Raw genomic sequence first — 13583 nt, 5'->3', positions numbered from 1 at the left:
GATGGTGCCGATATTCAGATGCGGTTTAGTTCTTTCATATTTAGCTTTTGCCATTGTGAATTTCCTCCTTAAGGTTGTTTGTTAAAACTAGGCTTAGTTGGTGCCTTTGTTTTTAGCAATAATTGCCTCAGCAATGTTTCTGGGAACGTCTTCGTAGTGGTCTACTTCCATGGAGTAGTTACCACGGCCTTGGGTTTTACTACGCAGGTCGGTAGCATAACCGAACATCTCAGCCAGCGGAACGAATGCATTGATTACTTGTGCACCGTTACGAGCTTCCATGCCTTCGATGCGGCCACGGCGGGAGTTAACGTCGCCGATTACGTCGCCCATGTATTCTTCAGGAACAGTAATTTCTACTTTCATATACGGCTCAAGGATAACCGGGTTAGCTTTTTCAGCACCGGACTTGAAGCCCATAGAACCGGCAATCTTAAATGCCATTTCAGAAGAGTCGACTTCATGGTAAGAACCATCATAAACAGTAACTGCGATATCAACCATCGGATAACCGGCAACTACGCCATTTTCCATAGCTTCTTTAACGCCTGCTTCGATAGGAGCGATGTATTCTTTAGGAATAGCGCCGCCAACAACTTTGTTTTCAAACAGGAAGCCTTCGCCAGGTTCACGCGGAGTGATTTCCAGCCAGCAATGACCATATTGGCCTTTACCACCGGACTGACGAACAAATTTACCTTCGGATTTAACAGCTTTGCGAATGGTTTCGCGATAAGCAACCTGCGGGTTACCAACAGTGCAGCCTACTTTGAATTCGCGCAGCAGACGGTCAACAATGATGTCCAGGTGAAGCTCGCCCATACCGGAAATAATGGTTTGGGAGGTTTCAGGATCAGTGTGAACACGGAAGGTCGGATCTTCTTCTGCCAGTTTTTGCAGGGCGATGCCCATTTTTTCCTGGTCAGCTTTAGTTTTAGGTTCAACTGCAACGGAGATTACAGGATCAGGGAATACCATAGATTCGAGGATGATCTCGTTTTTCTCATCGCAGAGAGTATCACCGGTAGTGGTGTCTTTCAGACCTACAGCAGCTGCGATATCACCGGAGTAAACTTGTTCAATTTCTTCGCGGTGGTTAGCATGCATTTGCAGGATACGACCGATACGCTCGCGTTTACCTTTAGTGGAGTTATATACATAAGAACCAGCAGTCAAGGTACCGGAGTATACACGGAAGAATGCCAGCTTACCAACAAACGGGTCGGTAGCAATCTTGAATGCCAGTGCGGAGAACGGAGCTTCGTCGCTGGACGGACGCTCGTCTTCTTCGCCGGTTTCAGGGTTTACACCTTTGATGTTAGGAACATCGGTCGGTGCAGGCATGAATTGGATCACAGCGTCCAGCATCGGTTGAACGCCTTTGTTTTTGTACGAAGAACCGCAGCAAACCGGAGTCATTTTGCAAGCGATAGTTGCTTTACGGATACCAGCCAGGATTTCTTCTTCGGTCAGCTCTTCGCCTTCCAGATATTTCATCATCAGCTCGTCATCGGATTCAGCAACAGCTTCAACCAATGCTGCACGGTATTCCTCAGCTTTTTCTTTCATGTCAGCCGGGATTTCTACGAACTCTTCTTCTTTACCGAGTGCATCATCATAAACGATTGCTCTCATTTTGATCAGGTCAATCATGCCTTGGAAAGTATCTTCAAAGCCGATAGGCAGTTGAATAGGTACTGCATTGGCATTCAGACGAGTCTTCATCATGTCAATTACACGATAGAAGTCTGCACCGGTAATATCCATTTTATTTACATATGCCATACGGGGTACATGGTATTTGTCAGCCTGACGCCATACGGTTTCGGACTGAGGCTCAACACCGCCCTTAGCACAGAAAACTGCAACGGAACCATCAAGCACACGCAGGGAACGTTCAACTTCTACAGTGAAGTCAACGTGGCCCGGGGTATCAATGATGTTGATACGATGTTTATCGAATTGGTGCTCGGAACCTTCCCAGTAGCAGGTGGTTGCAGCAGAGGTGATGGTAATACCACGCTCTTGTTCCTGAACCATCCAGTCCATGGTAGCAGCACCTTCATGGGTTTCACCAATCTTATGTACTCTGCCGGTATAGAACAGAATACGTTCGGTGGTGGTGGTTTTACCAGCATCGATGTGAGCCATGATGCCGATATTTCTAGTTCTCTCAAGCGGAATTAATCTGCCCACTTCTTTATCCTCCTCAAATTAACTGAGACAGGTCATTACCAGCGGTAATGAGCAAATGCTTTGTTTGCTTCTGCCATCTTGTGGGTATCTTCGCGTTTCTTAACAGCTGCGCCAGTGCCATTGGAAGCGTCCATGATCTCACCAGCTACACGCTCGTACATGGTGCGCTCACCACGCAGACGAGAGTAGTTTACCAGCCAACGGATACCCAGGGTGGTTTTGCGGTCAGCACGTACTTCAACAGGTACTTGGTAGTTTGCACCACCAACACGACGGGCACGAACTTCCAGCAGCGGCATTACGTTCTGCATAGCAGCATCGAACACTTCCAAAGGATCTTTGCCAGTCTTTGCACGAACCAAGTCGAATGCATCGTATACAATACGTTCTGCAACGCCTTTTTTGCCGTCGAGCATAATTTTATTGATAAATCTAGTTAAAAGCTTAGAACCGTACACCGGATCCGGCAGTACGTCTCTTTTAGTTACAGGGCCTTTTCTCGGCATGTGTTTCCCTCCTTAGGATTAAATCATTCTTAATGTTTTCTTGAAATTATTTCTTTGCTTTAGCACGTTTTGCACCGTACTTGGAGCGAGATTGGTTGCGGTTAGCAACGCCTGCAGTATCAAGAGCACCACGAATGATATGGTAACGCACACCAGGAAGGTCCTTGACTCTTCCGCCTCTGATCAGAACAACACTGTGTTCCTGAAGATTATGGCCGATACCCGGGATATAAGCAGTAACTTCGATGCCGTTGGTCAAACGTACACGAGCTACTTTACGAAGTGCAGAGTTAGGTTTCTTCGGGGTAGTGGTGTAAACACGAGTGCAGACGCCACGTTTTTGCGGGCATTCTTTCAATGCCGGTGCAGTAGATTTGCTTTTCAGAACCTCTCTACCTTTGCGAACCAATTGGTTAATTGTAGGCATATCGGCACCTCCTTTCCAAACAATTAGATTTTAATGATTATAAAAACTCGGCTCACGCCAAGCCCTTATCGGCTTTAAGTATCGCAGCCGCTGCTGCTTTGACGTTTATGCCGCAGGCTCTGCCGATTTCCAGCATCGTTTCTGTGTTTTCAACCGGTACTGAATTTTCCCGACACAGTTGCATCAGCCTGCCGGTAACTCTCTCGTCCGCATCACTTGCGATATAGACGACAGCGGCAACTTGTCTTGCTACAGCTTTTTCTGTCTGCTTAACGCCTACAGTATGCTTTTCAGCTTGCTTTAAAGCTTCAAGTGCCATCATGTTACCTCCTTCATCGAGCGCATAGCTCTCCCGCGATACTTGTATATTGTAACATCTCATGCACAAGCTGTCAACACTTTTTAGCAACTTTTTTAAAAAAATTAGCAGCGCTTTCTGCCGTGTTAATGCGCTTCTTTCTTTACACGTAGCCAAGTGTTTCATTGACTGTTTCTTCATACATAAAGTACACCCAAGGAGTACTTTTTCAACAGAGCATTCACCTTAAATATCGCATAAAAAAAGAGCTGCCAACACTTCTGACAGCTCATATGTATATTATTTTGCCACGCCCGGGAAGGAAGAAACGTATTTGATTTTTATATCCGGAAAACTATCAACAAACTGAACTCTGAAATCTTCACCGTACTCAACAAATTGCCACTCGCCTATATTATTGGGAAAGCTTTGGACAACCTTTACCTTAAGATCTGGGAAGCTGTCGACAACCTTTACCTTAATATCGGGAAAGCTGTCAACAATTTTCACTTTACCGCACAGCTTGATATTTTTATAATAGCCTGCGCTGTTGATAGGAGTGGCAGCTCCTGCGATACAGGGAAATGCAGCAACCAGCAGCAGACCTAAGCAAAGAGCAGTTTTTTTCAGCATTTTTCTTTCCCCTTTCGTTAAGGACGTTTTTATTTTACGTAAAATACACGGTTTGCTTTACGCGGAGCAGCCTTAGGTACAGGGCCGTCAACATAGCCGAGGATGCAGTGGCCTACACCTTCATACTCTCCCTCAATGCCCCATTCCTTCAGCAGCTGTTTGCCTTCTTCGGAATCAAATTCTTCCTTAGCGCGGTTAATCCAGCAGCTGCCAAGGCCAACGGCATGAGCCGCCTGCATCAGGTTGCCCATTACCAGGCTGCCGTCATAGGGAGTGAGCTTATTGCTTTTAGGTCCCAAAACAACAAGAACCACAGGTGCGCCATAAAAACTGTCGCTGCTTGTGCCCAAAATTTCACGGTTCATCTGCGCCAGCTTGTCGCGAACCTCTTTATTGGTTACCGCAACAATAATTACTTCCTGCGTACCATGACCGCTGGCAGCATAAAGACCGGCATCGATAACCTGGTCAATCAGCTCCTGCGGTACCATATCCGCCTTATATTTACGTACGCTTCTGCGTTCCTTTAATGCCTGTAATTCTGCATTCATTATATGTCAGCTCCTTATCGTTAATAAAATAAAATTTTACGCTGTTACGTTATATTAATTTTATTCTTGCCTGCGCCGTTATTATCCTGCCGAAAAATGCAACAAAAATGTTAATTTCTCTGCAGCTTTACTTGTACAGCAGATAAGGCTTTACCTGCTGCTCAAAGGCCGCGCACTCCTGATGCCAGCGAGCAAAAGCTGTTTTTGGCGCTTCACCTTCACGCAAGCTGCTTTCTCCAAGCGCAATATCCAGCTTATAGCCTTTGCTGCCATAACCGCGCTCCGGCGTTTTTACCTGCTCCGGATATAATTCTTTAAATGTAGTAAACAAAATATAATCCAGCTCAGGCAGATTAACCTTACGTAAATCCGTAAGATAAATTTCTACGCCCTGCACCAGCTCACCGCTGTAGGTGCCGTAACGCGGTGTAAAGCGCGCTGCTCTAAAAGCCACGCCTGCAAGCTGCTTTTCATCTAAGGCTGCCTTTACGGCATCCGCATCAGCAAAAGGTGCTCCCAGAAAATAAAACGGTTTAGCTGTCCCGACACCCACGGAAAGATTACTGTCACCGCTTGCACCGGTAGCGCCATACAGGAAAGCGGTCGCCGCCGTAGGAATCAGCGGAGATGTCTGTACCCATGGCAGGCCTGTATCCTGCCACAGCTCTCTGCGTGACCATCCCTTCATAGGCACCACCGCCAGCTCACAGCCGATATGCTGCGTAGCGTTGATATAGCTTGCAAATTCACCTATAGTAAGACCATGACGCAACGGCAGCTCGTAAAGCCCGATAAAAGTTTTATATTCCGGTTTGAGAACCGGTCCCTGCATAGCACCGCCTAAAGGATTAGGGCGGTCCAAAACAACAACCTGCTTTTTCGCTTTGGCACATTCTTCCATTATATAAGCAAGCGAAGAAAAATATGTATAGTGACGAATGCCGACATCCTGAATATCAACCACCATAGTGTCAATCTCATCCAGCATTTTTGCCGTAGGCCTGCGATTTTCTCCATACAGGCTGTGTACAGGTATATCCTTATAGGTGTGACTCTCAAAGGTTTCGCCTGCCGCCACAGCGCCGAACAATCCATGCTCAGGCACAAACAGTGCCGTCAGATCATAGCTCTTCTGCAGCAGCTCTGTGCTGCTGCGAAGCTTGCTGTCCACGCCGGACTGATTAGTAAACAGTCCCAGCCTTTTCCCTGCAAGCAGCTGCTTAGCAAACGGCTCATCAATGCGTTCAATACCTAATACAACTCTTTTTTCACCGGTTGTCGCAAAACCTGTTGCTGCAAACAGCATTATCAATAAACTGCATAATATCCATATGCAAAATGACTTCTTCATTAAACCCCTCCCAAAAATAATTCTAAGTATATTTTAGCACATTTGCTGTTTTCGTGACGGCAAAGTAACTGTACTTCCGAAAGAGAAAAAACAGACAGACCTGTCGCATAAGTTCTGCCTGTTTTTCCAAAGTTGTTTTAAATTAATATATCAGAGCTTCTCGTCATATTCAGCCTGTTTAAAGCCAACCAACACGCCGCCGTCATAAATTACCAGCGGACGTTTGACAAGCATACCATCGCTTGCAAGCAGCTCCAGCTGCTCGTCCTCGCTCATTGTCAGCAGCTTATCCTTCAATCCCAGCTGCTTATACAGATTACCGCTGGTGTTGAAGAAGCGTTTCAGCGGCAAACCGCTGGCTGCATACCATGTACGCAGCTCGTCAGCTGTCGGATTATCAGTCTTGATATCACGCACAGTAAAGCTCAGGCCCTTAGCCTGCAGATACTGTTCTGCCTTCTTGCAGGTAGAGCACTTAGGATAGCAAACAAATAACATCTTTATACCTCCTTACTGTAGCTGCTGCAGCAGGTAATCCTCTGCCGCCTTCAGCTGAACATCAACGGTAGCGTCATCTGGCAACTCCACCTTCACATCAGGCTCAATGCCTACATTATGAATAGAAACGCCGGACGGAGTATAATATTTAGCCACCGTAATTTTTACTGCAGTATTATTGTCCAGGCGATATACAGACTGCACACTGCCCTTACCGAAGGTTTTGGTGCCGAAAAGCTTACCGCTTTTGGTATCCTTAATCGCACCGGCAACAATTTCCGCAGCGCTGGCACTTCCATGGTCAACAAGCACAGCCAAAGGATATTTCACCTTCTCCAGGCTGGAGGTTTCTTCATACTTGTTGCCGTTTTTATCTACAACAGAAACAATCGGTCCCTTAGGCACCAGCATACCGGCAACTGCAACACCTGCATCAAAAACACCGCCGGGATTGCCACGCAGATCAAGCACCAGGGCCTGCATGCCCTGTTTCTCCAGCTCTGCGTATTTTTTGGCAAAGTCATCACCGGTATTTTCATTAAATACGGCTATTCTGATATAACCGATTTTTGTATCCGGCAAAAGCTGACCGCCAACAGACGGATTTTTGATTTCGCCACGCTCAACGCTCACAGTACGCAGTTTACCATCCTTGCCCTTGAGCTCCAGCTTAACAACAGTGCCATGCTTGCCGCGGATTTTGTTGGCTACCTGCTCCATATTCATATCACGCGTCGGTTTACCGTCAATCGCAGTAATAATATCGCCGCTCTTAATACCAGCTTTTGCGCCCGGATTATCCTCTAAAGCAGAAATAACTACATAGTCATTACCGCGTTTGCCAAAAACAATACCGATACCGCCAAAGCTGCCCCCTGTCATTTCACTCAGCTGCTGAAAATCCTTACTGTTAAGATAAACTGTATAGGGATCGCCTGCAGCTTCCACCATACCTTTTATTGCGCCGTCAAACAGCTGGCGATTATCTACCTCACCATTATAGTTACGCTTTAAAAGGTTCATAGTGCGCAAAAAGCGCACCGATTCAGAGGCACTGCCTGTCAACCTGTTTAACAGCACAGCTTCTGTTCCCACTACCGCTGCGGTAGTCAGCAGCGCTGTAAGCAGGCAGTAGGCTGCAAGCTGCCATCTTCTTTTTCTAAACACTTTTCCTGCCTCCGTTTATATCTGTCACGGTAAATAATTTAACGGCTCCGTAAGCTCACCATGCAGACGCACTTCAAAGTGACAGTGTGGTCCGGTAGAATAACCGGTACTGCCGGCATAGGCAACTACCGCGCCCTTGCTTACATATTGCCCCTCACCAACATTTAACGCCGAATTATGTGCATAAAGCGTTACCAGACCGCCGCCATGGTCAATCATTACGCAGTTGCCGTAACCTCCAAGCCAGCCGCTGTAAACAATCGTGCCGCTGTCAGCAGCGTGAATCGGCGTTCCTGAATCAACAGCAATATCCATACCGCTATGGTACTTGGTTGTACCGAAAATCGGATGCGTTCTCCAACCATAGTAGGAAGTAATCGGACCGTTACAAGGCCACATAAACTGACCTGTACCGCCTTGTCCTGCAGGAGCACCGCCGCCTGCGTTTTCCATATTACGCAGCATAGCGGCGATATTTTCCGAAATAGCCAGCAGACGCTCATATTCCTCCTGGCTGGACTGCTCTTCCTCCTGGGCCTTGTAAAGCATATAGGCACGCTGCTCACGCAGCTTATTTACTTTAGCCTTTTTTGCTTCCAGCTCTGTCTGGGTAGCCTTGATTTCCTTCATTTCAGCTGCCAGCTGCTCCTTGCGGCTGTTGATTTCCGCAGCATCCTGCTTCAGCTTTTCCAACAGCTCCAAGTCGCGGCTGATGATTTTTTGCAGCAAATACATGCGCGAGGAAAAATCACTAAAATCCTTGGCACCCAAAAGCACATCCAGATAATTTATCTGACCGTTGATATAAATATCACGCAGACGCTTGCGGTAAATCAACATCCGCTCCTGCATTTCCTGTTGCTTTTTCTCCAGCTTAGCCTGGTTATCATTTATTTTTCCCTGCAGAGTATCGCTTTTTTTCTGCAGATTATTAGCCTGTGCCTGCAGTTCGTTAAGGTTGCCCATAACCTCGCTAAGCTCCGCGCTGGCGCTTTCAGCCTTCCTGCGCGCCTGCTCCTTGCGGGTCTGCATCCGCTCCATACGCTGACGTACATCATTCAGCTCGGCACGCTTGTCATCAGCAGTATCGGCAAAGCACATGGCTCCGTAAAGCGGCAGCACTGCCAGCCATAATGCCAGCAGCAGACCGCCCAGCTTCTTTTTCTCCATCACTTCTGCCTCCCTTAAACGCGCAAGAACTTACGCAAGGAGATATAACTGCCCAAAGCGCCGATACCGGTACCTGCCGCCAGTAAAAATATTGTTACATAAAACAATAAGGGAGATGTGGGCAGTAACGGCAGAAAGGCCAGAGTAGCATGGATTCTTTCCAACAGCCCGGCGTAAAGGCTGTTAATGCAGACAGATGCAATCACGGCGCCGAAAAAGCCTAAGGTCATTCCCTCCAGCAAAAACGGCCAGCGGATAAACCAGTCGGTTGCACCTACATATTTCATAATGACAACTTCCTTACGACGGGCAAAAACCGTCAGACGGATAGTGTTGGAAATAATAAACAGCGTTGCCATAGCTAAAAATATAACCAGCACAATGCCGCCGAAGCGCAATATTTTGGTCAGAGAAAATAAATGCTCTACAACCTCCTGACCGAATTTAGCTGTTTCTACCTTAGGCAGCTGTCCGATAGAAGGCGTGATAACCTTGATACGCTCGGGATTATCCACCTGCACCTCAAAGGAATTTGGGAAAGGATTGTCCTTACCCAAGCTGTTGAGCAGCTGCTCCTGATCGCCAAGACGCTCCTTGAAGCGTGCCAGAGCCTGCTGCTTGCTTACCGGCGTTACCTTGACTACACCGGGCATCTTCTTCAGCTTCGCCTCTACTGCTTTCAGCTCCTCCGCAGAGGCATTATCCTGCATATAGACCGACACCTGTACCTGACTTTCCAGATACTGTGCCAAATTGTTGGTGTTGAGAAAAATCAGCAGAAACATTCCCAGCACTAACAGCGAAACCGCTACAGTCGAAATAGAAGCAAAGCTCATAAAGCCGTTACGCCTGATAGATTTATAGGTTTCCTTAACAAAATATTCTTTTGTACTAAAGCTCATAGCCATATACCCCGCTTGCTTCATCACGTACGATATGCCCGTCCTCTATGGCTATAACGCGCTTGCCCATGGCATCAACTATTTCTTTATCGTGAGTTGCCATGACAATCGTAGTTCCTTCAGCATTAATTTCCTTAAAGATTTCCATAATATCCCAGCTTGTTTCCGGGTCCAGGTTACCTGTAGGTTCGTCGGCAATTACCATAATAGGATCGTTGACAATAGCACGGGCAATAGCGATACGCTGCTGCTCGCCACCGCTCAGCTCATTAGGATAAGCATCGGCACGGTGACGCAGGCCGACAAGATCCAATACATTCAACACTCTGCGCTTAATCTTGCGGCGCGGTGTTTCTATTACCTCCATAGCAAAAGCTACGTTTTCATAAACCGTACGGTCCGGAAGCAGGCGGTAATCCTGGAAAATTATGCCCAGCTGACGCCTCATATACGGAATCTCATTGGGTGTCAGCGATAAAATATCCACGCCATTAACAAAAATGCTGCCCGTGGTCGGCAGAACCTCACGGAACAGCATTTTGATAAAGGTAGACTTACCAGCGCCGCTAGGTCCTACAACAAAGACGAATTCGCCTGGTTCAATATGAATATCGACGTTCTGCAAGGCAACAGACCCACCGGGATATACCTTGCTTACATCAGTCATTTTCAGCACTACCTTCAATCTCCTCTCAATTTAATAAATCAAAGGCTTCCTTTGCATTTAAAAAAGCTTTCGCTCTCAATGTATCCAAAAGTCCATGAGCAGCATTGGCAGAGGCCAGCGCCTTGCGCGCAGACGCAACTACCTGCGCAGCCTGCAGTGTTTCCACAGCTCCTGCGCTGATGCCGTTAATGTCTTTGACGAAGCCGTCAATTTTGGGGTCATAGGATACAGCCACAAAAGGCAGCTCCATAACTGCAGCAAAAATCAGTGCATGCAGACGCATACCGATAAGCAGATTAAAGTTACCCATCAGCGACAAAAACTGCTCGGTATCACATCCGGTTTCCAAAACAGTACTGTCTGCCTTGCTCCTCATAAAGTGCTGTAATCTGTTGCAGGCAGCCACATCCACAGGATATTGCAGCGGCAGCAGCACAATATGTGCCTTATATTCCCTAGCCAGAATATCCGCAGCCTTAGCCAGCTCCAGCAGGTACTTATCATCCTCCTGCCATTTACGTACACTTATAGCTATCAGCATTTTATCTTGCGGCACCCCAAACTGCTGCAGCAGCTCGAGTCCTTTTTCCTTACTCTCCTGCGGCAAAGTCAGCACAGAATCGGCTGTCAGCTGCACCTTTTCCGCCGGTACACCGATGCGACGCAGTTCATACAAAGAATCCTGGTCACGCACGGTAATTAAATCCACCCGGCTGCAGATAAATTTAGTCAGCCTGCGCATAAGTCTGTTATGGATAGGTCCTATACCCTGACCGAAAAGCATGACCTTTTTTTTGAGCAACAGGCCCAAAGCCAGGATAAACAGATAATATAACAGACTGCGCTTGCTGGTAACGTCCTGCAGCAGACTGCCACCGCCGCTGAGCAGCAGGTCGCAGTCCATGAGGGCAGCAAAAATTTTGCAAAAGCTGAAACGATGAAGAGAATTCACCTTGTGTCTTGCGGCAGTAGCGGGCGGATTGCCTGAGATAACCGTCAGTTCCACGGTCTTTTCCGTACTGCGCAAAGCCTTAATGATCGCGGTCAGCATAGCTTCATCTCCGGCATTAGCAAATCCATAGTATCCGGAAATCACGATCTTACTCATTCTTCAAGGTATCTCCTTCTAAACTTAACAACTAAAGGCAACAGCATGCCAAGCACCAGTACAGCGATTACGCCGAATACAACGCCAACAGCATAGCCGTCGAGAGCACGTACAAAGCTCATAACAACCGGTGTACGCATATGACAGAAGGTCTGCACCAGACTGCCCTGTCCGATAACGGCAGCACAGGTAAGTACAAACTGCCACCAACGTGGTGCACAACGGTAAACAGCAAGCACTGCCACGAAAAATGCCGGATGACCGATCATAAATTCTTTTTCGCGCGGACGTGCATACATCAGCTGCTCTAAGAAAGCACGCATCTTCAATTCAATTGCCGGTACAGGCACACCACCGGTGTGACCGCTGCGGCCGACAAAATAATAAGCAATAAACAGCAGCACCGCAAGCACTGCTACATGGCGGAAGGTAATCTCTGTATCAAGCAGACCGTTCAGGCGCTCCCACAGAGTTTTCAAGCCTTTGCCCACAACCTGCAGCAGGTCATAGCGTTTCATAAAGAGAACTGCTGTCAGCATAACCGGCAGAACAAAGGTTAATTTTACGCCACGATAAATATCAATTTCCAACAGGAAGCGGCTGTCTGTCAAAATAGCCGACAGGAAGGCTGCGCCCACCAAAGACAAAGCAATAGCCAGTGCCAGCTGCCAGATACCGTTCCAACAGATAGCAAGCAGACTGTGCTTATCACTCGTATTTTTATCCCAAATGTTAAAGATAACATTCATCGAAAGCACCGGGAAAACACTTGCTGCCGCCAAAGCCAGCAGCTGACGCGTAAACAGGCCGCGGCCGATAAACAGCAGTGCCAAAGCTCCGGCAGAAAAAACAGCCCACAGTGCTATTTGCTGCTTACCGCCCAGGTTAAAGAGCAACGCAAGATACAGCACTACACCGGCGGCAATCGCCAATACAATAGGAATAAAGTTTACCTTAGCGGGGAAATACGGTGCAAAGCCATCTTTGTTTTCGGCGCTGAAAACACCTGCTTCGCCGATAGTATAACCACGCGCTTCAACGCTGGCCTTAATATCACGCACATACTTCAGGTTAGTCTTCATAATATCCTGACCACCCTCAGGCATCAGGAAGGGACGGATATAGTTCACGCGGATATTGCGCTCCTCGTCCGTCAGTGCCCACCGACGCAAAGCCTCGCCCACGCTGATTTTCTTTTGCTCGGTCGGGTCGATAACATAGGAACGGGCAGCCTTATAGTCATTGAACTCAGCCAAAGGCAACAGACCGTCGATTTTGGCAAACTGCAGCTGAGTGTAATGCTCCAGCATTACCAGCGTCATGTTGTTTTCCTTCATGCGCTCGCCCAAATGCTGCATTTTATTAGGATAGCCCACAACCTCTGTACCGCATGGCATCAGAGCATCAACCGGTACACCGGCTTCTTTAATGCGGGCAAAAATGCCGTCAATCTGCTCATCCGTTACATCCACATAATTTTGCGGACGTACGATAATTTTGAAGCCCAAAGCAGCAACCTTACGCATATCCTGCACCGGCAAACCTAAAGGAGCCTGCAGCAATCCCTGAGGCTCATCGTATTTACCCTCAGGCAGAAGTGTAGTGCTGCCCTTGATTTTGATAATACGCGGATTTTCACTTACAACCTTTACACGGTCAGCACCGTAGCGCAGGCACAAATCCTGCTCTACATCATCTAAGACAGACTGCTTGTCAGTAGCAGCAACGTAAGCAGCATTTTCTTCAACATCGCCGGCTCCCACATTAGCGAAAATACCCATGCCGGAACCAAGCGCAGCTGCCTGACGCAGCTCACCGCCTGTTACCGTCCGGATTTCGCCGTTTTTAGTCAGGCGCTCCAACGTAGTATCGAAAATCATCAGCGAGTTGATGCCTGCATCCTTAAACTGACGCAGTACATCCTCCTCCGGCAGGCCCTGCAAAGCGGCCAGCTTACGTAAGCCCTCGTACTCCATAGCCATTTCTACAGTATTGTTTTTTTGTTCAACATCGTGACGGACAACGTTCAGCCATAAGGCACAAACCAGACCGATTACGATTACTGCCAAAAGCAAAGGATTATATCGGCTTTTCATAAAATTCACCTGT

The 13583-nt window shown here is 47.6% G+C and carries 14 protein-coding genes; all 14 read right to left on the bottom strand.

What is annotated here, in order from left to right; translation table 11 throughout:
* Positions 1 to 93: 93 nt before the first annotated feature.
* The 14 genes from fusA to Q7Q81_RS09870 all read right to left on the bottom strand — a co-directional run bounded on the left by fusA (position 94) and on the right by Q7Q81_RS09870 (position 13570).
* Positions 94 to 2196 carry an elongation factor G gene (fusA, locus tag Q7Q81_RS09935; protein ID WP_210684867.1) on the bottom strand — a complete coding sequence of 701 codons (2103 nt, stop codon included), beginning with the start codon at positions 2194 to 2196 and terminating at the stop codon, positions 94 to 96.
* Positions 2197 to 2231: 35 nt separating this feature from the next.
* Positions 2232 to 2702 (bottom strand): 30S ribosomal protein S7, encoded by a 471-nt coding sequence (gene rpsG / locus Q7Q81_RS09930; RefSeq protein ID WP_009144757.1) that lies wholly within the window; start codon positions 2700 to 2702, stop codon positions 2232 to 2234.
* A 46-nt stretch (positions 2703 to 2748) separates the two neighbouring features.
* Positions 2749 to 3129, bottom strand: coding sequence for a 30S ribosomal protein S12 (rpsL, locus tag Q7Q81_RS09925; RefSeq protein WP_009144758.1), 381 nt, complete (start codon positions 3127 to 3129; stop codon positions 2749 to 2751).
* A 52-nt stretch (positions 3130 to 3181) separates the two neighbouring features.
* Positions 3182 to 3451 carry a ribosomal L7Ae/L30e/S12e/Gadd45 family protein gene (locus Q7Q81_RS09920; protein ID WP_244944637.1) on the bottom strand — a complete coding sequence of 90 codons (270 nt, stop codon included), beginning with the start codon at positions 3449 to 3451 and terminating at the stop codon, positions 3182 to 3184.
* Positions 3452 to 3727: 276 nt separating this feature from the next.
* The gene (locus Q7Q81_RS09915) at positions 3728 to 4060 is read right to left on the bottom strand and encodes a hypothetical protein (RefSeq protein WP_293696093.1); all 333 of its coding nucleotides are present in this window, start codon (positions 4058 to 4060) and stop codon (positions 3728 to 3730) included.
* Between the two features lie 29 nt (positions 4061 to 4089).
* On the bottom strand, positions 4090 to 4611 hold the full coding sequence (locus Q7Q81_RS09910; RefSeq protein WP_293696095.1) for a nitroreductase: 522 nt from the start codon (positions 4609 to 4611) through the stop codon (positions 4090 to 4092).
* A gap of 127 nt (positions 4612 to 4738) precedes the next feature.
* Positions 4739 to 5962 (bottom strand): exo-beta-N-acetylmuramidase NamZ family protein, encoded by a 1224-nt coding sequence (locus Q7Q81_RS09905; protein ID WP_304275785.1) that lies wholly within the window; start codon positions 5960 to 5962, stop codon positions 4739 to 4741.
* 150 nt (positions 5963 to 6112) lie between these two features.
* On the bottom strand, positions 6113 to 6460 hold the full coding sequence (locus tag Q7Q81_RS09900; RefSeq protein ID WP_304275783.1) for an arsenate reductase family protein: 348 nt from the start codon (positions 6458 to 6460) through the stop codon (positions 6113 to 6115).
* A gap of 12 nt (positions 6461 to 6472) precedes the next feature.
* Positions 6473 to 7627: a S41 family peptidase gene (locus tag Q7Q81_RS09895; protein WP_304275780.1), complete on the bottom strand. Its 1155-nt coding sequence runs from the start codon at positions 7625 to 7627 to the stop codon at positions 6473 to 6475.
* A 24-nt stretch (positions 7628 to 7651) separates the two neighbouring features.
* Entirely contained in the window at positions 7652 to 8797 is a 1146-nt protein-coding gene (locus Q7Q81_RS09890; RefSeq protein WP_304275778.1) for a murein hydrolase activator EnvC family protein, read from the bottom strand.
* Positions 8798 to 8811: 14 nt separating this feature from the next.
* A complete protein-coding gene (gene ftsX / locus Q7Q81_RS09885) occupies positions 8812 to 9699 on the bottom strand; it encodes a permease-like cell division protein FtsX (RefSeq protein ID WP_040564706.1) in 888 nt (295 codons plus the stop codon).
* Positions 9689 to 10366 (bottom strand): cell division ATP-binding protein FtsE, encoded by a 678-nt coding sequence (gene ftsE, locus Q7Q81_RS09880; RefSeq protein ID WP_210685478.1) that lies wholly within the window; start codon positions 10364 to 10366, stop codon positions 9689 to 9691. The genes ftsX and ftsE overlap by 11 nt, the downstream gene beginning before the upstream one ends.
* A 25-nt stretch (positions 10367 to 10391) precedes the next feature.
* Positions 10392 to 11474, bottom strand: a complete 1083-nt coding sequence (gene csaB / locus Q7Q81_RS09875; protein ID WP_303706842.1) for a polysaccharide pyruvyl transferase CsaB — start codon at positions 11472 to 11474, stop codon at positions 10392 to 10394.
* On the bottom strand, positions 11471 to 13570 hold the full coding sequence (locus Q7Q81_RS09870) for a DUF5693 family protein (protein WP_304275775.1): 2100 nt from the start codon (positions 13568 to 13570) through the stop codon (positions 11471 to 11473). The genes csaB and Q7Q81_RS09870 overlap by 4 nt, the downstream gene beginning before the upstream one ends.
* Positions 13571 to 13583: the final 13 nt, after the last annotated feature.

The sequence above is a fragment of the Phascolarctobacterium succinatutens genome (genome assembly GCF_958453765.1).
GTDB classification, from domain to species: Bacteria; Bacillota; Negativicutes; order Acidaminococcales; family Acidaminococcaceae; genus Phascolarctobacterium_A; species Phascolarctobacterium_A succinatutens_B.
The sequence above is the reverse complement of the archived record's forward strand: the minus strand, read 5'-3'. Positions and strand labels throughout refer to the sequence as shown.

Excerpts from the sequence above, each read along its gene's own strand:
- csaB (WP_303706842.1), bottom strand. The coding sequence starts at position 11,474 with ATGAGTAAGATCGTGATTTCCGGATACTATGGATTTGCTAATGCCGGA.
- Q7Q81_RS09900 (WP_304275783.1), bottom strand. The coding sequence starts at position 6,460 with ATGTTATTTGTTTGCTATCCTAAGTGCTCTACCTGCAAGAAGGCAGAA.
- Q7Q81_RS09910 (WP_293696095.1), bottom strand. The coding sequence starts at position 4,611 with ATGAATGCAGAATTACAGGCATTAAAGGAACGCAGAAGCGTACGTAAA.
- Q7Q81_RS09905 (WP_304275785.1), bottom strand. The coding sequence starts at position 5,962 with ATGAAGAAGTCATTTTGCATATGGATATTATGCAGTTTATTGATAATG.
- rpsG (WP_009144757.1), bottom strand. The coding sequence starts at position 2,702 with ATGCCGAGAAAAGGCCCTGTAACTAAAAGAGACGTACTGCCGGATCCG.
- Q7Q81_RS09890 (WP_304275778.1), bottom strand. The coding sequence starts at position 8,797 with ATGGAGAAAAAGAAGCTGGGCGGTCTGCTGCTGGCATTATGGCTGGCA.
- ftsE (WP_210685478.1), bottom strand. The coding sequence starts at position 10,366 with ATGACTGATGTAAGCAAGGTATATCCCGGTGGGTCTGTTGCCTTGCAG.
- Q7Q81_RS09920 (WP_244944637.1), bottom strand. The coding sequence starts at position 3,451 with ATGATGGCACTTGAAGCTTTAAAGCAAGCTGAAAAGCATACTGTAGGC.
- Q7Q81_RS09915 (WP_293696093.1), bottom strand. The coding sequence starts at position 4,060 with ATGCTGAAAAAAACTGCTCTTTGCTTAGGTCTGCTGCTGGTTGCTGCA.
- rpsL (WP_009144758.1), bottom strand. The coding sequence starts at position 3,129 with ATGCCTACAATTAACCAATTGGTTCGCAAAGGTAGAGAGGTTCTGAAA.
- ftsX (WP_040564706.1), bottom strand. The coding sequence starts at position 9,699 with ATGAGCTTTAGTACAAAAGAATATTTTGTTAAGGAAACCTATAAATCT.
- Q7Q81_RS09870 (WP_304275775.1), bottom strand. The coding sequence starts at position 13,570 with ATGAAAAGCCGATATAATCCTTTGCTTTTGGCAGTAATCGTAATCGGT.